Below are 20,393 nucleotides of genomic sequence, written 5' to 3'. Positions count from 1 at the left end.
AAAATCACTATTACTCGACATTAAGTTTCCGCGTTGCTCTCGACATGCCGCGACGACAGACCCGCGTCAGATGCCGGCAGCCGCGTTATCATGCCGCCCGTGAAGATCTACTCGGAATTAAGGAACGGCATGACACCCTGGCTGACGGTTGTGGGAATCGGTGAAGACGGCTTCAAGGGCCTGGGCAAAAATGCCCGGCGGGCCCTGATGGGCGCCTCGCGGATCATCGGCGGCCAGCGGCAACTGGACTTGCTGCCGGTGTGCATTCGCGGCGAACGCGATTTGTGGCCGAGTCCGTTTTCCCTCGCGCCGGTATTGGAGCAGCGCGGCGAAGCGGTGTGCGTGTTGGCCAGTGGTGATCCGATGTTCTACGGCGTAGGCGCGAGCCTTGCGCGACACGTGCCGAGTATCGAGATGCTGATCCTGCCCGCGCCCTCCTCCTGTTCGCTGGCCGCCGCCCGACTCGGCTGGCCGCTTCAAGAGGTGGTCACCCTATCGCTGGTGGCGCGACCACTGGCGGCACTCAATGCGCAGCTGTTCAGCGGGGTGCGTCTGTTGTTGCTGAGTAATGACCGGCAAAGTCCGGCGGCCGTCGCGGCGCTGCTGCGCGAGCGCGGTTTTGGCGGCAGTCGCCTGACTGTACTTGAGCACCTGGGTGGCGATGCCGAACGGCGCATCGACAGTACTGCCCATGAATGGAATGACCCGGCGATTGCCGATCTGAATGTGATCGCCATCGAATGCCGGGCCGATCCGCAGGCGCCGCGCCTGTCGCGTCTTGCCGGCCTGCCCGACTCGGCATTCCAGCACGACGGGCAACTGACCAAACGCGATGTACGCGCGATCACCCTCGCCCGCCTCGCGCCGATTCCCGGTGAACTGCTGTGGGATGTCGGCGGTGGTTGCGGCTCGATCGGCATCGAATGGATGCGCGCGCACCCGAGCTGCCGCGCCATCGCCATCGAGGCGGACGAAGGCCGACAGGCCTTGATCGAACACAACCGCGACGCGTTGGGCGTGCCCGGTCTGCACTTGGTGCGTGGCCGTGCGCCGCAAGCCCTCGCCGGACTGGAGCGCCCGGACGCGATCTTCATCGGCGGCGGCGTGACCCGCGATGGCGTGTTTGAAACCTGCTGGGAACAACTCAAACCCGGTGGCAGGCTGGTCGCCAACGCCGTGACCCTGCAAAGTGAAATCAGCCTGATGCACTGGCGCGAACGCCACGGCGGCGAACTGACCCGAATCCACGTTGCCCAGGCGCAACCGCTGGGCGAGTTCGACACCTGGCGTCAGGCGTTGCCGATTACCCTGCTGGATCTGGTCAAACCCCTCGATGCGTGACGAAACCGCCGAACAACCCGCGCCCCTGCGCAGCGGTCTGACCACCGGCAGCTGCGCCACTGCCACCAGCCTCGCCGCCGCCCGCCTGCTGCTCGGCGGTACGTCGGCGGATGCGGTGCAGATCGTCCTGCCCAAAGGCAAACAGGTGCAGATGCGCCTGGAGTTCTGCCGGCTGACCGAAGGCGGCGCCGAGGCCGGAACGATCAAGGATGCCGGCGACGACCCGGACGTAACTCACGGTGCGCTGCTCTATTCACACGTGCGGCTGCTGGCCGAGCCGGGGATTCGCTTTGTCGCGGGCGCAGGTGTCGGCACCGTGACCCGACCGGGGCTGGTGCTCGGCGTCGGTGAACCGGCGATCAACCCGGTACCGCGCAAGATGATCAGCGACCACCTGACGCTGCTCGCCACCGAAAGCGCTTATGCCGGCGGCTTCGAGGTCACGGTCAACGTCGAGGGCGGTGAAGCGCTGGCGTTGAAAACCATGAATCCGCGTCTGGGCATTCTCGGTGGTTTGTCGATCCTCGGCACCAGCGGTATCGTCCGGCCGTTTTCCTGCGCGGCGTACATCGCCTCGATCCATCAGGGCATCGATGTCGCCAAAACCAACGGCTATCTGCACATTGCCGCGTGCACCGGCAACGCCAGCGAAGACACCATGCGCCGGGTCTACGACCTGCCGGAAATCGCCTTGATCGAAATGGGTGACTTTGTCGGCGCGGTGCTCAAGCATTTGCGCAAAGTGCCGGTGGATAAACTCAGCCTGTGCGGCGGCTTCGGCAAGATCAGCAAACTGGCGGCCGGGCACATGGATCTGCACTCGCGGCATTCGAGTATCGATCTGCCGCAACTGGCTGAATGGGCGGCGGCGATGGGTGCCGATCAGGCATTGCAGCAGAGCATTCGTGAAGCGAACACCAGTCAGCAGGCCTTGGCGATGGCCAGCGCGGCAGGCGTCGCCCTCGGCGATGAGGTCTGTCGCCACGCGCTGAATTTCGCCCGCAGCGTGGTACCGGCACAGGTACAGGTCGAGGTGTTTGCAATTGATCGCCAGGGCGGCATCGTCGGCCATGCCGGAGGTTTTGCATGAAACGGATCTTGTTGCTCGGCGGCGTCACCGAGGCGTTGGCCATCGCCCGTACGCTGGGGCCAGAACACATTTACAGTCTGGCCGGCGTGGGCCGAGTGCCTACCGACCTGACCTGTCAGGTGCGCGTCGGCGGCTACGGCGGCGCCGAAGGTCTGGCGCAATTCATTCGCGCTGAAGGCATCGACCTGTTGTTCGATGCGACCCACCCTTACGCCGCGCAAATCAGCCGCAACGCCGCCAGTGCCGCGCAACTGTCCGGCATTCCCTGCTGGGCCCTGCGCCGCCCCGCGTGGCAGCCGCAACCGGGCGATGACTGGCGAGAAGTCGGCGACTGGGCTGAACTGATCGAAGCCCTCAAACCGTTCTGCCGCCCGCTGTTCACCCTCGGCCGCGAACCGCTGCAACACCTCGACGAAATCCCTGCCAACCAGTTCTGGACCCTGCGCGCCCTCGACGTCTACCCCGGCAACGAACGCTGCGAAGTGATCGGCGCCCGTGGGCCGTTTCTGCTTGAGGAAGAACGCGCGCTGTTTGAACGCCGGCAGATCGATGTGTTGATCAGCAAGAACAGCGGCAGCACCGCGACCGAGCCGAAACTGGAAGTGGCGCGGGAGTTGCGAGTGCCGGTGATGGTGTTGAAGCGGCCGGTGTTGCCGGGGGTTGATCGGGAGTTTCTGACAACGGATGAAGTCCTTGCTGCCCTTGCCGCCTTCATCCGGCTTTAACCCAGTGCAGCTCTCGAATAAGCCTTCGCGGGCAAGCCCGCTCCCACAGTGGTCGGCGGCAACCGCATAGTCTGTGTATGCCAGAAACCCTGTGGGAGCGGGCTTGCTCGCGAAGGCGCCGTCCCTGAGAGCTCGTATGCTGAACGTTGAAAAGACAGATCAAAAGATCGCAGCCTCGTTCCACTCGTCAGCTCCTACAGGATCGGCGAATGAGTATGGCGCTGCGAACTTCAACCGCTACACTCCTTTTGATTGATCTGCGACACCAAACCGCACGACGCCTTTTTACTTATCGGCCCTGATCAGGCTAAATAGCCCGCGCCTGATTGCCCACCCAACGGATCTGTCCCATGAACCGACACCGGCTTGCACTTGCCTGGATCGCCTGCTTCGCAGTGCTGTTCAACATGCTCGCCATGCCGATGACCGGGGCGATGGCGCAGGCGGCCAGTTCACCGGCCGAGCAATTGCTGTGGAGCAGTTTCTGCACCGGCAGCGGGACGAAGATGGTGGCGATCAACATCGGCACCACGGAGCAGAAAGCCCCGTCCAACGACAGCCATTCCAACATGCAGCATTGCTGGTGCTGCTCGGGTTCTGCGCCGCTGGTGGCGTTGCCGGGCCATACGCCGCAGCTGTATTTCGCCCGCTACGAAAGCAATCGCAGCGTGGCGCCGCCCTCGTTGCAAACACCGACACCGCGCCAGCAATGGCCGAGCCTCAATCCCCGCGCCTCGCCTCTGGTCTGATCTGTCTCGCAATTGACCTGCGTTTCACATCGTTCTGGAGAACTGCCATGTTGAACAAACTCTTCGTCATCGCTGCGCTGTTGCTGCCTGCTTGCTTCGCCCATGCCCACGAATACAAGGCCGGCGAGCTGGAAATCGCTCACCCGTGGTCGCAGGAGCTGCCGCCCAACGCGCCGACCGTCGCGGCTTATTTCGTGATCAGCAATCCCGGCAAGACCGACGACCGCCTGCTCGGCGTCGACTCGCCGATCACCGCCGAAGCGCAACTGCATGAGCACGTGATGCAGGGCGATCTGATGAAGATGCAGCAGGTGCCCGACGTGGTGATTCCTGCCGGTGGCAAGGTCACGTTCGCGCCGATGGCCTATCACGTGATGCTGCTCAACCCGAAAGACCGCAGCCTGCTCAACGACGGCAAACGCTTCCCGCTGACCCTGCATTTCGAGAAGGCCGGTGACGTGACCGTCGAAGTCGCGGTGCAGAAGAAACCTCCGCAAGACACCCAGGCACACGATCACGCCCAGTAACCGATCCGGCTGACCACGCCCGTGCGCCCGCAACGCGCCGGGGCGTCCCGCCTGCATCGCCAGAGCCAGACTCTGACCCGCGGTAGCTGGATCGCCCTGTTCGCCATGTTGATGATCTTCATCGGCCCGCTGATTTCTCAGTCGATGCCGATGGATCAACACGCCTCGACGTCCATGCCGATGCCCATGGACATGGCGATGGACATGCCGGGCATGGATCATGCCGCGCACGGCGCACAACCGGCTGCCGAACACTGCCCGCCGCAATCCTCGCACCACGCTCTGTGGGAAAAGTGCGGTTATTGCAGCCTGCTGTTCAACTGCCCGGCGCTGACCGGGGGCGGCACTTTCGCCACGTTCAGCATCGCCCACGTCAACACCTTCACCCCATCATCTCCACGTCTGGGCCACGCCCGGCAGACCTTCTTCCCCGGCGCCCGCACCCGCGCACCGCCCGTCAACGCGTAAACACCGCACCTTTGATTGCACACGGTTGAGAAGACAGTTTCATGCTGCCGGCCGTGTCGTTTACGACTGTTTGATGGAAATTGTCATGTCCAGGTTTTCTGCTGTTCCACGCTCGGGTTCTGCCCAGGCTTCCTTTGCCTTGAACGAATCGCGCATTCGTTTCTCACATGCTACTGCCGTCCTTTGCGGTGTCCTGCTGTCCCCGCTGGTGCTCGCCGATGACCACGCCGGGTACAACCAAGAATTGAGTCCGACGGTGATCACCGCGATCGCTCCAAGCTCGCCGCTGACTATCGTCACCAACCCCAAGGACCCGCGCCAACCGGTGCCGGCCAGCGATGGCGGCGATTATCTGAAGACCATTCCCGGCTTCGCTCTGGTGCGCAACGGCGGCACCAACGGTGATCCGGTGCTGCGCGGGATGTTCGGTTCGCGCCTGAACATTCTCACCAACGGCAGCATGCTGCTCGGCGCCTGCCCCGGGCGGATGGACGCGCCGACCTCGTACATCTCGCCGGAAACCTACGACAAACTCACGGTGATCAAGGGCCCGCAAACCGTACTCTGGGGGCCGGGCGCATCGGCCGGCACGATCCTCTTCGACCGTGAGCCGGAGAGCTTCGGCGAACTCGGCACGCGGGTGAATGCCAGCGCGCTGGCCGGCTCCAACGGACGCTTCGACAAAGTTGTCGACGCCGCTGCCGGCGGGCCATTGGGCTACGTGCGAGTGATCGGCAACACCGCGCACTCCGACGACTATCGCGACGGCAACAACGACAGCGTGCCGTCGCGCTACGACAAGTGGAACGGTGACATCGCGCTCGGCTGGACCCCGGACGCCGACACCCTGATCGAACTCACCGCAGGCAAGGGCGATGGCGAAGCGCGCTACGCCGGACGCGGCATGGACGGTTCGCAGTTCCTGCGCGAAAGCCTCGGCCTGCGCTTCGAAAAATCCAACATCACCGACGTGCTGGAGAAACTCGAAGCACAGGTCTACTACAACTACGCCGACCACGTGATGGACAACTACACCCTGCGCACGCCATCCGGCACCGGGATGATGGCCGGGCCCATGGCGTCCAACGTCGACCGTCGCACCCTCGGCGCGCGGATCAAGGCGACCTGGCGCTGGGCCGACATCCAGTTGATCACCGGCCTTGATGCGCAGACCAACGAACACCGTCAGCGCAGTGGCATGGGCATCGACACCTACAAGGATCAGCCCTACACCAAGGACGCCGATTTCCATAACTACGGCGTGTTCAGCGAAATGACTTGGTACGCCGCCGACCGTGATCGGCTGATCACCGGCGCCCGGGTCGACCGTGCTTCGGCCAAGGATTACCGGCAGCGCATTAGCTCCGGAATGATGAGCCGCCCCAACCCGACCGCCGACCAGACCCGCGCCGACACCTTGCCGAGCGGCTTCGTGCGTTACGAGCATGACCTTGCTGACAGCCCGGCCACACTGTACGCCGGCCTCGGTCACGCGCAGCGCTTCCCGGATTACTGGGAGCTGTTTTCACCGAAGTCCGGCCCGGCCGGTTCGCTGAATGCGTTCGACTCGGTCAAACCGGAGAAGACCACCCAGTTCGACTTCGGCGTGAACTACAAGACCGCCGAACTCGAAGCCTGGGCCTCGGGTTACGTCGGTGTGGTGCGCGACTACATCCTGTTCGACTACACGCCAACGATGATGGGCATGAGTACTTCGCGCGCGGAAAACATCGACGCACGGATCATGGGTGGCGAACTCGGTGCCGCTTACAAACTCACCGATAACTGGAAAGCCGATGCGACCCTGGCTTACGCCTGGGGCAAGAACAGCAGCGACGGCAAGGCCCTGCCGCAAATGCCGCCGCTGGATGCGCGTTTCGGCCTGACCTACAGCGAAGACAACTGGAGCGCCGGGGCGCTGTGGCGCGTGGTCGCGGCGCAAAAGCGCATCGACCAGAACAAGGGCAACGTGGTCGGCAAGGACTACGACAAGAGCGGCGGCTTTGGCGTGTTCTCGCTCAACGGCGCCTACCGGATCAACAACAACTGGAAGGTCAGCACCGGCGTCGACAACCTGTTCGGCAAGGCTTACGCCGAGCACCTGAACCTGGCCGGTAACGCCGGTTTCGGCTACCCGGCCAACGACCCGCAAGCGATCAATGAACCGGGGCGCACGCTCTGGACCAAGGTCGATATGAGTTTCTAACCGAGCGGCACGCCCTGCCCCTGTGGGAGCGGGCTTGCTCGCGAAGACGGCGGCACATCCGGCACGGGTGGCGCCTGACACGACGCTTTCGCGAGCAAGCCCGCTCCCACAGGAGTGCAGCGGTGACGCTACCCATACAGAACAACTAAAAGATCCAAGCCAAGCGGAGCAAACGTGATGCAAAAGCCCAAACCGAATTTCTACAACCTGGCGTGGCGCTGGCATTTCTATGCCGGCCTATTCGTCGCGCCCTTCATGGTAATGCTGGCCCTGACCGGCATCATCTACCTGTTCAAACCGCAACTCGATTCACTGATGTACAGCAGCCTGCTCAACGTCCCCGCCGGGCATCACACGGTGCCGGCCGATGATCTGCTGCAACGGGTCAAGAGCGCTTATCCACAGGGTCAGATCAGCCAATACCTGCCGCCGGCCAACGCCGAGCGCAGCGCTCAGTTTGTCGTGAAGAATGAGGGTCATGAACTCAACGTATTCATCGATCCGTACCACGGCGACATTCTCGGCGAGCAGGATGCGAAGAAAAATCTGCAAGCCGTCGCCCGCGCGATTCACGGCGAACTGATGATCGGCACGCTCGGTGATCGCCTGATCGAACTCGCCGCCGGTTGGGGCGTGGTGCTGGTGGTGTCGGGGGTGTTTCTGTGGTGGCCGCGCGGTCAGGCCGCCGGAATTCTGTGGCCACGCCTGAACAGTCGCGGTCGGGTATTGTGGCGTGATCTGCACGCGGTCACCGGGTTCTGGGGCGCGGCATTGCTGCTGGTGATGCTGCTCAGCGGCATGACCTGGACCGGCTTCTGGGGCAAGCAGTACGCCCAGGTATGGAACGTGTTCCCGGCGGCGATGTGGAACAACGTGCCGACCTCCGACGTCGAGGCCGGCAGCCTCAACAACGCCGCGCGCCAGACCGTGCCGTGGGCAATGGAAAACACGCCGATGCCGATGTCCGGTGACCATGCCGAGCACATGGCCCACGGCGGCATGCAACACGGCCCCGCCGCTCCCGCGATCAGTTTGCAAGACGTGCAGAACATCGCAATTGAGCGCAAGGTCGAACCCGGCTACAGCATCACTCTGCCAACCACCGCGACCGGCGTGTTCACCATTGCCGTGTTCGCCGACGACCCGCGTAACGATGCGACCCTGCATGTCGATCAGTACACCGGCAAGGTCCTCGCCGATGTGCGTTTCGAGCAGTACGGCGCAGTGGCGCGGGCCACGGAAATCGGCGTGATGCTGCATGAAGGCAAGATGTTCGGCACCTTCAACCAGATCGTCGTGCTGCTGATCTGCCTGATGATTCTGCTCAGCGCCCTCAGCGGCGTGGTGATCTGGTGGAAGCGGCGGCCGCAAGGCAAGTTCGGCGTGCCGCCGCTGCGCCATGACCTGCCGAAATGGAAAACCGGTGTGGCGATCATGCTCGCGCTGGCCGTGATCTTTCCGCTGGTGGGCGCTTCGCTGGTACTGGTCTGGCTGCTGGATCGCCTGCTGTTGTCGCGTCTGGGCCGCCAAGCTGAATCTGCCTCAACTTGATCGTGAAGCAGGCGAGATGCGCGTTTCAGACAGATCTTTAAACTGCCGGGGCTTAAACTCCGGCATTCTTTAGTGTTACTGTGTAACACAAATATGCCGCTCTGCCCGCAGCCACAAGTTGCGGGCTTTCTTTTGAAGAAGTGATTCACCGCCCCGATGAACAAGTACCTCTTGTCCAGCCTCTGCCTGTTCGCCCTGAACAACGCCAACGCCGATGGCCAACCGCTGACGCTGCCCACCGGCACCATCTCCGCGCCTGCGATTGACGAAGAAAGCGTCAGCCTGACCACGCCGACCACCGCCGGCTCGCGCCTGAACCTGACGGCCATGGAAACCCCGGCCAGCGTCGAAAGCCTCAGCGGCGAGCAGGTTCGCGCCCGTGGCGATCGCAGCGTGCAGGACGCGGTGTCGCGCAGCACCGGCATCAGCCGCACCGGCACCCCGGGCGATGGCGGTACCTCGTTGCAGGCACGCGGTTTTACCGGGCAGAGTTCGGTGATGCAGTTGTATGACGGCAACCGCATGTACACCGGCATGGGCACCGTGACCTTTCCGGTCGACACCTGGGCGGTGCAGCGCGTCGACGTGCTGCGCGGCCCCGCCTCGGTGCTGTACGGCGAAGGCGCGACCGGCGCGGTGGTCAACGTGATTCCGAAGAAGCCGTTCGAGGGCGAAATAGAAAATCACCTGCGCCTCGGCTACGGTTCCTACGACAGTCAGCAGCAGGCGTTCGACAGCGGCGGCTCGCTGAGCGACACCCTGAGCTATCGCCTCAATCTCAATCGTCTGCGAAGCAACGGCTGGATCGATCGCGGTGACTCCTCCAGCGACTTCATCAGCGCCGCGCTGCGCTGGCAGGCCACTGACGACCTGGCCTTCACCCTCGCCCACGACTACGGCGACCAGCGTCCGCAGAATTACTTCGGCACGCCACTGATCAACGGCCAGTTGAAGGACAGCCTGCGTAACAAGAACTACAACGTGCGCGACGACCAGCAGCACTACAACGATCAGTGGACGCGCCTGACCACCGATTGGCAGATCAACGACGCGGTCAGCGCCAGCAACGAGCTGTACTACCTCAAGGCCCAGCGCCGCTGGCAGAACGCCGAGAACTACAACTTCGACCGCGACAGCCAGCAACTCAGCCGCAGCGGCTACTTCGGCATTGGCCACAGGCAAGAGCAGGTCGGCGACCGCCAGACCTTCACCTTCAAGCACTCGCTGTTCGGCCTCGACAGCCAGACCGTGACCGGCGTCGATTACAACCGCATCCGCTTCCAGCTCAACAGCAACTCGCCGTTCAACGACGTGCTGCCGAACGGTCAGGCGCTGGATCTGTATCACCCGCAACCGGGCTACTTCGAAAGTGCCAACCCGTACCGCGACCAGTTCGACAGCACCACAAAGCAGATGTCAGCGTTCGCTGAAAACCGCACGCAACTGAGCGAACGCTGGTCGCTGGTGACCGGCGTGCGCCGCGATTACGTACACGTGGATCGCAACAACCTGATCGACGACAGCCAGAGCGACAAGACTCTGACCGGCAACAACTGGAAGGCCGGACTGGTGTTCGCCCTGACGCCCGAGACTTCGCTCTACGCTCAGGTCGCGACCAGCACCGACGGCATCGGCGGCCTGATATCCCTCAGTCCGAGCCAGCAGCAATACGACCTCTCGACCGCGCGCCAGACCGAGGTCGGCCTGAAACAGTTGTTCTGGGATCAGCGTGGCGAGTTCACCCTGGCGGCCTATCGCATCGTCAAGAAGAAGCTGTTGACCGACGATCCGGGCAACCCGACGCTCAAGCAGCAGGTCGGCCAGCAATCATCCAATGGCCTGGAGGCCAGCCTTGATCTGCAATTGCCGCATGCCTGGCAACTGCAGGCCAACGCGGCGATTGTGAAGGCCAAGTACGATGACTTCTCCGAGGTAGTCAACGGGCAAACCCTGTCGTACAACGGCAATCGCCCGGTGGATGTACCGCGTCGAACCGCCAATCTGTGGCTGAACAAAAACCTCAGCGATGATCTGAAGGCCGGTGCCGGTGTGCGTTACGTCGATGCGCGTTACGCCGACATGGCCAACCGCAACGAGCTGCCAAGTTACACCGTGGTCGATGCAACGCTGTCGTGGCAAGCTCTGCGCAACACCACGCTGGGCTTGCAGGTGAACAATCTGTTTGACCGCCAGTACGCACAAAGCCAATACAATGAGGGCCAGCAGTGGATTCTCGGCGAGCCGAGATCGTTCTTCGTCACGGCCGATTACACCTTTTGATTCACCGGCCCCTTCGCGAGCAAGCCCGCTCCCACATTGAAATGCGATCCACTGTGGGAGCGGGCTTGCTCGCGAAGGCGTCATCAGCAACACCCGATATTTCAGAGTAGAAGATGACCTCACTGACCCTCGCCAACCTCGCCTGGACACCCCTGGGCCACGGCCACTGCCATCACCAGTTCCAGCTGCGTGACGCCTCGTTGCAGGTGGCCGCCGGTGAGTTTGTCGGTTTGATCGGTCCCAACGGCAGCGGCAAGACCAGCCTGCTGCGCTGCGCCTATCGCTTCAGTCAGCCGGAAAGCGGTGAGGTCAGACTCGATCATCACAACGTGTGGAAACAGTCCTCGCGCTGGTGCGCAAAACGCATCGCCGTGGTCCTGCAGGAATTTCCCGACGCCTTTGGCCTGACCGTCGAAGAAGTGGTCGCCATGGGCCGCACACCGCACAAAGGCCTGTTCGATGGCGACACGCTGGAAGATCGCAATCTGGCGACGCAAGCGCTCAGATCAGTCGGACTCGACGGCTTCGAAGACCATGCGTTCGCCACACTCTCCGGCGGTGAAAAACAGCGGGTAATCCTCGCTCGCGCCCTGACCCAGCAACCGCAATTGCTGATCCTCGACGAGCCGACCAACCACCTCGACCCGCGTTATCAGCTCGAACTGCTGCAACTGGTCAAACGTCTGCAGATCGGCACCCTCGCCAGCATTCACGACCTGAACCTGGCCGCCGCGTTCTGTGACCGACTGTACGTGATCAATCACGGGCGCATCGTCGCCAGCGGCACGCCGCAAGAAGTGCTCACCACCGAGCTGTTGCGTGACGTGTTCGGCGTCGAGGCGTTGATCGACTCCCATCCCCTCCACGGCTACCCGCGAATCACCTGGATAACCCGACCATGACTGTGCGTTCCCTGCTTTGTGTCGCTCTTTTGTTGTGCAGTGCCCAGGCTTTCGCCGAAGCCACGAAATACCCGTTGACCATCCACAGCTGCAACCGTGAAGTGACCTTCAACGAGGCGCCGAAGCACGCGGTCAGCCACGACATCAACATGACCCAGATGATGCTCGCCCTCGGCCTCAAATCGCGCATGGCCGGTTATAGCGGCGTCAGCGGCTGGAAGTCGGTGACGCCCGCGATGCAGTCGCTGCTCGACGGCTTGCCGGAGCTGGCTGCGAAATATCCTTCGGTGGAAACCCTGCTCAACGCCAACGTCGATTTCTTTTTCGCCGGTTGGGATTACGGCATGCGCGTAGGCGGCGACCTCACCCCGCAGACCCTGCAACCGCTGGGCATCAACGTGTATGAGCTGACCGAGTCCTGCGCCTTCGTGATGAAGCGCCCGGCGGCGACACTGGATGACACCTACAACGACCTGCGCAATCTCGGGAAAATTTTCGACGTGCAGGATCGCGCCAACGCACTGATCGCCGACATGCAAAATCAGGTCGCCGAGATCCGCAAAGACCTGCCCGCCAACAAGCCGCGCGTGTTTCTCTACGACAGCGGCGAAGACCGCGCCATGACTTCCGGGCGTCTCGGCATGCCGCAGGCGCTGATTGATGCTGCAGGCGGGCGCAACATTCTCGACGACGTCGACGCGAGCTGGACGAGGGTCAACTGGGAGACCGTGGTCGAACGCAATCCGCAGGTGATCGTGATCGTCGACTACAGCGAAATCACCGCTGAACAGAAGATCGAATTTCTGCTGAAGAACCCGGCGCTGCAATCGGTCGATGCGATCAAGAACCAGCGCTTCATCGTCATCCCTTACGTGCAGGCCACGCCGGGGATCGATAACGTGCTGGCGGTGGAAACCCTGGCCAAAGGATTCCACGGCGAATGATCGACCGTCGCTACGCCTTGTTGCTGATCGCCCTCGGCGCCGTGTTGCTGATGTCGTGCGTGGTGTCGCTGGGCTTTGGCCCGGCGCGGGTGCCGGTGGACGTGGTGTGGCGGATTCTCCTGCACAAGGCCTTGGGTTTCGGCGAGGTGAGCTGGAGCGCCGGGCAGGAACACATTGTCTGGCTGATCCGTGTGCCGCGCATGTTGCTCGGGGCGTTGGTCGGTGCCGGGCTGGCGTTGATTGGCGCGGTGCTGCAAGCAGTGACGCGTAACCCACTGGCCGATCCGCACCTGCTCGGCGTCACTTCCGGCGCGACACTTGGCGCCGTGATCGTGGTGCTGCACATCGGAGAGATCGTCGGTCTGCTGACCCTGCCGATTGCCGCGTTCATCGGTGCATTGCTGAGCATGTTTCTGGTACTGGGGATTGCCAACCGTCAGGGTCGGCTCGACAGCGATCGCCTGCTGCTGTGCGGCGTGGCGGTGTCGTTCGTGATGATGGCGATCGCCAATCTGCTGCTGTTCATGGGCGACCATCGCGCCAGCTCGGCAGTGATGTTCTGGATGCTCGGCGGTCTCGGCCTGGCGCGCTGGGAGCTGCTGGCGGTACCGGCCCTGAGCGTGTTGCTCGGCCTCGGACTGTTGCTGGGCATGGCCCGGCCGTTGAACGCACTGATGGCAGGCGAACAGACCGCCGTCACCCTTGGCCTGAATGCCCGCGCGGTGCGTTTGCGGGTGTTTGTGATCGCCTCGTTGATGACCGGAGTGCTGGTGTCGATCAGTGGCTCGATCGGTTTTGTCGGGCTGATGGTGCCGCACATTGCCCGGCGTCTGGTCGGCGCCGAACACCGCCGATTGCTGCCCGCCTGTGTGCTGCTCGGCAGCCTGTTTCTGGTGTGGGTCGATGTCGCCGCGCGGACTCTGATCGCGCCGGAAGACCTGCCCATCGGCGTTGCCACCGCGGCCATCGGCGGCCTGTTCTTCATCGGCCTGATGCGCCGCCGTTGAGCCTCCTGTAAGGCATGAGGCTGGTTTCGCCAGCGCGGGATCACCAACGTGACGTTTACTCCGCCCGGCAAGAAACCAAGATTTTTCCTACAGGTTTTTCAGGTTGTCCGTCGGAAGCACGCGCCCTAGTCTTCCGCGGTCGCTGAACACTCAGCCATCCGCTGCGCAAGGCTCGGCGAGTCCTGCGCCTGTCCGAACACGAAAGGAAAATCACGTTGCTCAAGACGATTCTTGCCTCAATCGCATTTATCTCGGCGCCTGCATGGGCAAGCCCGCCCCCCTTCACCGGCACGGATTACAGCGGTACGTACGAATGCAAGGGAATGGACAGCCATATCGGCGAATTCAGAGGCACTGTCGATATGTCACTGAATGTCGGGCAAAGTACCGGTGAGTACGGTGCTTACCGCTTCACCCTGACCCTCGCCGACAAGTCTCTGTACAACGGTTTTGCCGCAGCCGATGCAGACTCGCTGGCCATTTACTTTGCGCACACCGATCCCGCCTTGAAGGACTACGGCGTTGGCATTGCAAAGATGAAATCAGCTCCAGACGGCAAGACGTCCTTTATCAAGTACTACTACGGCCCGGAATATGAGGGCGGCGGTCACGGTATGGAAAACTGCGTCAAGGGCTGATTCGGCCCACTCCCTGAAAAGTGCTGTCGCCCTGCGGCAGCACCACAATGAAGCACGCCCTCGCACCACCGCCACTCGCTTGTCCTCTCCTGGTGCGCGCCGCTATCGCGCAACCGCTCTGACACGACATTTTCCTGCCCGATCCCGACCGGGCACAGCCCTTGCAAAACACACCTTCAGTCGTCCGCATCTGCCAACCATAAAAAACTTTAACGTTCATGGAGATCGCACAATGAAGCGTCGCAGTTTGATCAAGGCTTTCACACTCACGGCATCCATTGCCGCGATGGGCATGACCTGGACTGTCCAGGCCGCCGAGACCATCAAGGTCGGGATTCTGCACTCGTTGTCCGGGACCATGGCGATCTCCGAAACGTCGCTCAAAGACATGGCGCTGATGACCATCGACGAGATCAACGCCAAGGGCGGGGTGAACGGCAAGATGCTCGAACCGGTGGTGGTCGACCCGGCATCGAACTGGCCGCTGTTCGCCGAAAAAGGCCGGCAGTTGCTGACCCAGGACAAGGTCGCCGTGGTGTTCGGTTGCTGGACCTCGGTGTCGCGTAAATCGGTGCTGCCGGTGTTCGAAGAACTCAACGGCCTGCTGTTCTACCCGGTGCAATACGAAGGCGAAGAGATGTCGCCGAACGTGTTCTACACCGGCGCCGCGCCGAACCAGCAAGCGATCCCCGCCGTTGAATACCTGATGAGCGAAGAAGGCGGCAGCGCCAAGCGCTTCTTCCTGCTCGGCACCGACTACGTCTACCCGCGCACCACCAACAAGATCCTGCGCTCGTTCCTGCATTCCAAAGGCGTGGCCGACAAGGACATCGAAGAGGTCTATACCCCGTTCGGTCACAGCGACTATCAAACCATCGTCGCCAACATCAAGAAATTCTCCGCCGGCGGCAAGACTGCTGTGATCTCCACGGTCAACGGCGACTCCAACGTGCCGTTCTACAAAGAGCTGGCCAACCAGGGCCTGAAGGCTACCGACGTACCGGTGGTGGCGTTCTCGGTAGGTGAAGAAGAGCTGCGCGGCATCGACACCAAACCGCTGGTGGGCAACCTTGCGGCGTGGAACTACTTCGAGTCCGTGGAGAACCCGGTGAACAAGAAGTTCGTCGCTGACTGGAAAGCCTACGCGAAGAAACACAACCTGCCGGGCGCCGACAAAGCGGTGACCAACGACCCGATGGAAGCCACTTACGTCGGCATCCACATGTGGGCGCAGGCAGCGGAAAAAGCCAAGTCCACCGACGTCGACAAAGTCCGCGAAGCGCTGGCCGGCCAGACTTTCACCGCGCCGTCCGGTTATACGCTGACCATGGACAAGACCAACCACCACCTGCACAAACCGGTGATGATCGGCGAGATCCAGAGCGACGGTCAGTTCAACGTGGTGTGGCAGACCGAAGGCCCGATCCGCGCGCAGCCGTGGAGTCCGTTTATCGATGGCAACGACAAGAAGCCGGATTATGCGGTGAAGAGCAACTGAGCCATTGGGTGTCGGGCTGGTAAGACTTTCAGTCCGACATACTCCCCCTGTGGGAGCGGGCTTGCTCGCGAAAGCAGTTCGTCATTCAACTTAGATGCAAGCTGACACACCGCTTTCGCGAGCAAGCCCGCTCCCACCATTAGTCCGCGCAAGGCGACTCTTTATGCCGACTACCCTTTACCGCTTCATCCTCGCCATCGCACTGCTGTTGCCGATGACTGCCTTTGCCGGCGACGCCGAAGACTTCGTCGCCGCCAATCCCGTGCAACAGGCCAAACTGCTGGAAGCCTGGGCCGCGCAGCCCGAGCCGGCGCGTGCCGAGCTGATCAACGCCCTGCAGCAAGGCGAATTGATCATCGACGGCCAGCCGAAAACCCTGCGCCTGAACAACCGCCTGCGAGGTCTGATCGACACCGCTCTGGCCAGCCACCAATTGCTCGCCGCCGACGCCAAAATCCGTCTGATTGCCGCGCAGCAATTGCAGAAAAGCGCGAAACCCGCGCAGCTGAAATTCCTCGACCAGCAACTGGCTGGCGAAAAAGACGAGAACGTCCACGCCGCCCTGAGCCTGGCGCTGGCCAATCTGCAACTGGTGGACAGCGACCCGGCGGTGCGTCTGGCCGCCGTGCGCCTGCTCGGTGAAACCGGCGACCCGCTGGCCCGCACGCGCCTCGAAGGCCTGCTCGAACCCGGCGTGGAAAGCGATGCCGGGGTGCGCACCGCCGCCGAAACCAGTCTGGCTCAGGTCAAGCGCAAACTGCTGATCGGCGAAGTGTTGGGTCAGGCGTTCAGCGGCATGTCCCTCGGCTCGATCCTGCTGCTCGCGGCCCTCGGTCTGGCGATCACCTTCGGCCTGCTCGGGGTGATCAACATGGCCCACGGCGAGATGCTGATGCTTGGCGCCTACTCGACCTACGTAGTGCAGTTGCTGTTCCAGCGCTACGCCCCGCAAGCCATCGAGTTCTACCCGCTGATCGCGCTGCCGGTGGCGTTCTTCGTCACGGCGGCGATCGGCATGGCGCTGGAACGCACGGTGATTCGTCATCTCTACGGCCGACCGCTGGAAACCCTGCTCGCCACTTGGGGCATCAGCCTGATGCTGATTCAGTTGGTGCGCCTGCTGTTCGGCGCACAGAACGTTGAAGTGGCGAACCCGGCGTGGCTGTCCGGCGGGATTCAAGTGCTGCCGAATCTGGTGCTGCCGTACAACCGCATCGTGATCATCGCCTTCGCCCTGTTCGTGGTGGTGCTGACCTGGCTGCTGCTGAACAAGACCCGCCTCGGCCTCAACGTCCGTGCGGTGACGCAGAACCGCAACATGGCTGCCTGCTGCGGCGTGCCCACCGGGCGCGTCGACATGCTCGCCTTCGGCCTCGGCTCGGGCATCGCCGGCCTCGGTGGCGTGGCCCTGAGCCAGATCGGCAACGTCGGCCCGGATCTGGGTCAGAGCTACATCATCGACTCGTTTCTGGTGGTGGTGCTCGGTGGCGTCGGCCAACTCGCCGGCAGCGTGCTCGCTGCGTTCGGGCTGGGCATCGCCAACAAGATTCTCGAACCGCAGATCGGTGCGGTACTCGGCAAGATCCTGATCCTCGCGCTGATCATTCTGTTCATCCAGAAACGTCCGCAAGGCCTCTTCGCACTGAAAGGACGGGTGATCGACTGATGAACCAGCCTCTACTTGTCACGGCCACGCAAAAAGCCGGGCCGAAAGTCACCCTTGCCATCGGCGCGGTAATCCTCGCGCTGCTGATCGCCCTGCCGCTGCTCTCGCTGCTGTCGCCGGACAGCGCGCTGCATGTGTCGGCGTATACGCTGACGCTGGTCGGCAAAATCCTCTGCTACGCCATCGTCGCCCTGGCGCTGGATCTGGTCTGGGGTTACGCCGGGCTGTTGTCGCTGGGCCACGGTCTGTTCTTCGCCCTCGGCGGTTATGCGATGGGCATGTACCTGATGCGTCAGGCCGCCGGTGATGGTTTGCCGGCGTTCATGACCTTTCTGTCGTGGACCGAACTGCCGTGGTACTGGAGCGGCACCAGCAGTTTTATCTGGTCGATGTGCCTGGTGGTGCTGGCGCCGGGTCTGCTGGCGTTGGTGTTCGGCTTCTTCGCCTTCCGCTCGCGGATCAAGGGTGTGTATTTCTCGATCATGACCCAGGCCCTGACGTTCGCCGGGATGCTCCTGTTTTTCCGCAACGAGACCGGCTTCGGCGGTAACAACGGCTTCACCAATTTCCGCACGATTCTCGGTTTCGGCATCACTGAGCCGGGCACTCGCGCGGTGCTGTTTCTGGCCACCTTGTTGTTGCTGGTGGCGAGCCTGTTCATCGGCTGGCGTCTGGCGCAGAGCAAGTTCGGCCGGGTGCTGACGGCGCTGCGCGACGCGGAAAACCGCCTGATGTTCTGCGGCTACGACCCGCGCGGTTTCAAACTGTTCGTCTGGGTCTTGAGCGCGGTGCTGTGCGGTCTGGCCGGGGCCTTGTATGTGCCGCAAGTGGGGATCATCAACCCCAGCGAAATGTCGCCGACCAACTCGATCGAAGCGGCGGTGTGGGTCGCCCTCGGCGGTCGCGGCACGCTGATCGGGCCGTTGCTCGGTGCCGGTGTGGTCAATGGCATGAAGAGCTGGTTCACCGTGGCCTTCCCTGAATACTGGCTGTTCTTCCTCGGCGCGCTGTTCATCGTCGTGACGTTGTATTTGCCCAAAGGCGTGATCGGCCTGCTGAAGAAACGAGGTGAACAATGAGAGTCACTGCGAGTGCTGAATTCATGCTCGAACCGGCGTTTTTCCCCGTGGAACCGAACAAGGACGAAGGCACCAGCCGTGACTCGATCGGCCTCGGCCAACGCGTCGGCCCGGGCCTCGACACCCGCCACGGCACGATCCTGACCCTGGAAGACATCAGCGTCAGCTTCGACGGCTTCCGTGCGCTGAACAATCTGAACCTGTACATCGGTGTCGGCGAACTGCGCTGCATCATCGGCCCCAACGGCGCGGGCAAGACCACGCTGATGGACGTGATCACCGGCAAGACCCGCCCCAGCCACGGCAAGGCCTGGTTCGGCGAAACCCTGGACCTGACGCAGATGAGCGAAGTGCAGATCGCCCAGGCCGGGATCGGCCGCAAGTTCCAGAAACCGACGGTGTTCGAAGCGCTGAGCGTGTTCGAAAATCTGGAGCTGGCGCAGAAGACCGACAAGTCGGTGTGGGCCAGTTTGCGCGCGCGTCTGAGCGGTGAGCAGAAGGATCGCATCAGTGACGTGCTGGAAACCATCCGCCTGACCACCTCGGTCAATCGCGCGGCGGGCTTGCTGTCCCACGGTCAGAAGCAGTTTCTGGAGATCGGCATGTTGCTGATGCAAGACCCGCAATTGCTGCTGCTCGACGAACCGGTGGCGGGCATGACCGATGCCGAAACCGAATTCACCGCCGAGCTGTTCAAGTCGCTGGCCGGCAAGCATTCGCTGATGGTGGTGGAGCACGACATGGGCTTCGTCGGCTCGATTGCCGACCACGTGACGGTGCTGCATCAGGGCAGCGTGCTGGCGGAAGGGTCGCTGGAGCAGGTGCAGGACAACGAGCGGGTGATCGAGGTTTACCTCGGCCGCTGAGCTGCAAACACCTTTCCAAACTGTAGGAGTGAGCCTGCTCGCGATAGCTGTGTATCAGATAAGCCGGCGTTGACTGATACGCCGCTATCGCGAGCAGGCTCACTCCTACAAGGGATTTGAGGAGATTTTGAGAATGCTGCAAGTCGACAAGCTGCATCAGTACTACGGCGGTAGCCACATCCTGCGCGGCCTCAGCTTTGAGGTGAAGGTCGGTGAAGTCACTTGCCTGCTCGGGCGCAACGGCGTGGGCAAGACCACCCTGCTCAAATGCCTTATGGGCCTGTTACCGGCCAAGGAAGGCGCGGTGAACTGGGAAGGCAAAGCGATCACCACGCTCAAGCCGCACCAGCGTGTACACGCCGGGATCGCTTACGTGCCACAGGGCCGGGAAATCTTCGGCCGGCTCACGGTGGAGGAGAATCTGCTGATGGGCCTGTCACGGTTTCCCGGCAGCGAAGCGAAAGAAGTACCAGGTTTCATCTACGAATTGTTCCCGGTGCTGCTACAAATGAAGCAGCGCCGCGGCGGCGACCTGTCCGGCGGTCAGCAACAGCAGCTGGCTATCGGGCGCGCATTGGCCAGTCGTCCGCGATTGCTGATCCTCGACGAGCCCACCGAAGGCATTCAGCCCTCGGTGATCAAGGAGATCGGCGCGGTGATCAAGAAACTTGCGGCGCGGGGTGACATGGCGATTTTGCTGGTCGAGCAGTTCTACGATTTCGCTGCGGAGCTGGCCGATCAGTACCTGGTGATGTCCCGGGGCGAGATCGTGCAGCAGGGTCGCGGCGAAAATATGGAGGCCGAGGGTGTACGAGGTCTGGTAACAATTTAATCTGTAGCTTCCTAACGATAATTA

General features: G+C 62.4%; 18 protein-coding genes. All 18 read left to right on the top strand.

What is annotated here, in order from left to right:
* Positions 1 to 129 precede the first annotated feature (129 nt).
* The 18 genes from cbiE to urtE all read left to right on the top strand — a co-directional run bounded on the left by cbiE (position 130) and on the right by urtE (position 20,369).
* The gene (gene cbiE / locus AC1RBR_RS03265) at positions 130 to 1,341 is read left to right on the top strand and encodes a precorrin-6y C5,15-methyltransferase (decarboxylating) subunit CbiE (protein ID WP_492562968.1); all 1,212 of its coding nucleotides are present in this window, start codon (positions 130 to 132) and stop codon (positions 1,339 to 1,341) included.
* A complete protein-coding gene (locus AC1RBR_RS03260; RefSeq protein ID WP_492562967.1) occupies positions 1,334 to 2,431 on the top strand; it encodes a cobalt-precorrin-5B (C(1))-methyltransferase in 1,098 nt (365 codons plus the stop codon). Before cbiE ends, AC1RBR_RS03260 begins: the two co-directional genes overlap by 8 nt.
* Positions 2,428 to 3,156 (top strand): cobalt-precorrin-6A reductase, encoded by a 729-nt coding sequence (locus AC1RBR_RS03255; RefSeq protein WP_492562965.1) that lies wholly within the window; start codon positions 2,428 to 2,430, stop codon positions 3,154 to 3,156. Before AC1RBR_RS03260 ends, AC1RBR_RS03255 begins: the two co-directional genes overlap by 4 nt.
* A gap of 350 nt (positions 3,157 to 3,506) precedes the next feature.
* Positions 3,507 to 3,905: a DUF2946 domain-containing protein gene (locus AC1RBR_RS03250; RefSeq protein ID WP_492562964.1), complete on the top strand. Its 399-nt coding sequence runs from the start codon at positions 3,507 to 3,509 to the stop codon at positions 3,903 to 3,905.
* Between the two features lie 47 nt (positions 3,906 to 3,952).
* Positions 3,953 to 4,432, top strand: coding sequence for a copper chaperone PCu(A)C (locus AC1RBR_RS03245; RefSeq protein ID WP_492562962.1), 480 nt, complete (start codon positions 3,953 to 3,955; stop codon positions 4,430 to 4,432).
* A 21-nt stretch (positions 4,433 to 4,453) separates the two neighbouring features.
* Positions 4,454 to 4,900 carry a DUF2946 domain-containing protein gene (locus AC1RBR_RS03240; protein ID WP_443531684.1) on the top strand — a complete coding sequence of 149 codons (447 nt, stop codon included), beginning with the start codon at positions 4,454 to 4,456 and terminating at the stop codon, positions 4,898 to 4,900.
* Between the two features lie 85 nt (positions 4,901 to 4,985).
* Positions 4,986 to 7,106: a TonB-dependent copper receptor gene (locus tag AC1RBR_RS03235; protein ID WP_492562959.1), complete on the top strand. Its 2,121-nt coding sequence runs from the start codon at positions 4,986 to 4,988 to the stop codon at positions 7,104 to 7,106.
* 177 nt (positions 7,107 to 7,283) lie between these two features.
* Positions 7,284 to 8,657, top strand: coding sequence for a PepSY-associated TM helix domain-containing protein (locus AC1RBR_RS03230; protein WP_492562957.1), 1,374 nt, complete (start codon positions 7,284 to 7,286; stop codon positions 8,655 to 8,657).
* Between the two features lie 156 nt (positions 8,658 to 8,813).
* On the top strand, positions 8,814 to 10,937 hold the full coding sequence (locus AC1RBR_RS03225; protein WP_492562955.1) for a TonB-dependent receptor: 2,124 nt from the start codon (positions 8,814 to 8,816) through the stop codon (positions 10,935 to 10,937).
* A gap of 113 nt (positions 10,938 to 11,050) precedes the next feature.
* Positions 11,051 to 11,839 carry an ABC transporter ATP-binding protein gene (locus AC1RBR_RS03220; protein ID WP_492562954.1) on the top strand — a complete coding sequence of 263 codons (789 nt, stop codon included), beginning with the start codon at positions 11,051 to 11,053 and terminating at the stop codon, positions 11,837 to 11,839.
* A complete protein-coding gene (locus tag AC1RBR_RS03215) occupies positions 11,836 to 12,783 on the top strand; it encodes an ABC transporter substrate-binding protein (protein ID WP_492562952.1) in 948 nt (315 codons plus the stop codon). The genes AC1RBR_RS03220 and AC1RBR_RS03215 overlap by 4 nt, the downstream gene beginning before the upstream one ends.
* Positions 12,780 to 13,790 carry a FecCD family ABC transporter permease gene (locus AC1RBR_RS03210; RefSeq protein ID WP_492562951.1) on the top strand — a complete coding sequence of 337 codons (1,011 nt, stop codon included), beginning with the start codon at positions 12,780 to 12,782 and terminating at the stop codon, positions 13,788 to 13,790. Before AC1RBR_RS03215 ends, AC1RBR_RS03210 begins: the two co-directional genes overlap by 4 nt.
* A 215-nt stretch (positions 13,791 to 14,005) precedes the next feature.
* On the top strand, positions 14,006 to 14,428 hold the full coding sequence (locus tag AC1RBR_RS03205) for a hypothetical protein (RefSeq protein ID WP_492562949.1): 423 nt from the start codon (positions 14,006 to 14,008) through the stop codon (positions 14,426 to 14,428).
* Positions 14,429 to 14,660: 232 nt separating this feature from the next.
* A complete protein-coding gene (gene urtA, locus AC1RBR_RS03200) occupies positions 14,661 to 15,926 on the top strand; it encodes an urea ABC transporter substrate-binding protein (RefSeq protein ID WP_456018574.1) in 1,266 nt (421 codons plus the stop codon).
* A 163-nt stretch (positions 15,927 to 16,089) separates the two neighbouring features.
* Entirely contained in the window at positions 16,090 to 17,592 is a 1,503-nt protein-coding gene (urtB, locus tag AC1RBR_RS03195; protein WP_492562948.1) for an urea ABC transporter permease subunit UrtB, read from the top strand.
* Positions 17,592 to 18,671, top strand: a complete 1,080-nt coding sequence (urtC, locus tag AC1RBR_RS03190) for an urea ABC transporter permease subunit UrtC (protein WP_492562946.1) — start codon at positions 17,592 to 17,594, stop codon at positions 18,669 to 18,671. The genes urtB and urtC overlap by 1 nt, the downstream gene beginning before the upstream one ends.
* On the top strand, positions 18,668 to 19,537 hold the full coding sequence (gene urtD, locus AC1RBR_RS03185) for an urea ABC transporter ATP-binding protein UrtD (RefSeq protein WP_095138158.1): 870 nt from the start codon (positions 18,668 to 18,670) through the stop codon (positions 19,535 to 19,537). Before urtC ends, urtD begins: the two co-directional genes overlap by 4 nt.
* 133 nt (positions 19,538 to 19,670) lie before the next feature.
* Positions 19,671 to 20,369: an urea ABC transporter ATP-binding subunit UrtE gene (gene urtE / locus AC1RBR_RS03180; RefSeq protein ID WP_492562945.1), complete on the top strand. Its 699-nt coding sequence runs from the start codon at positions 19,671 to 19,673 to the stop codon at positions 20,367 to 20,369.
* Positions 20,370 to 20,393 lie beyond the last annotated feature (24 nt).

Source organism: Pseudomonas sp. GW823-FHT01D03, from assembly GCF_058798255.1.
The sequence above is the reverse complement of the archived record's forward strand: the minus strand, read 5'-3'. Positions and strand labels throughout refer to the sequence as shown.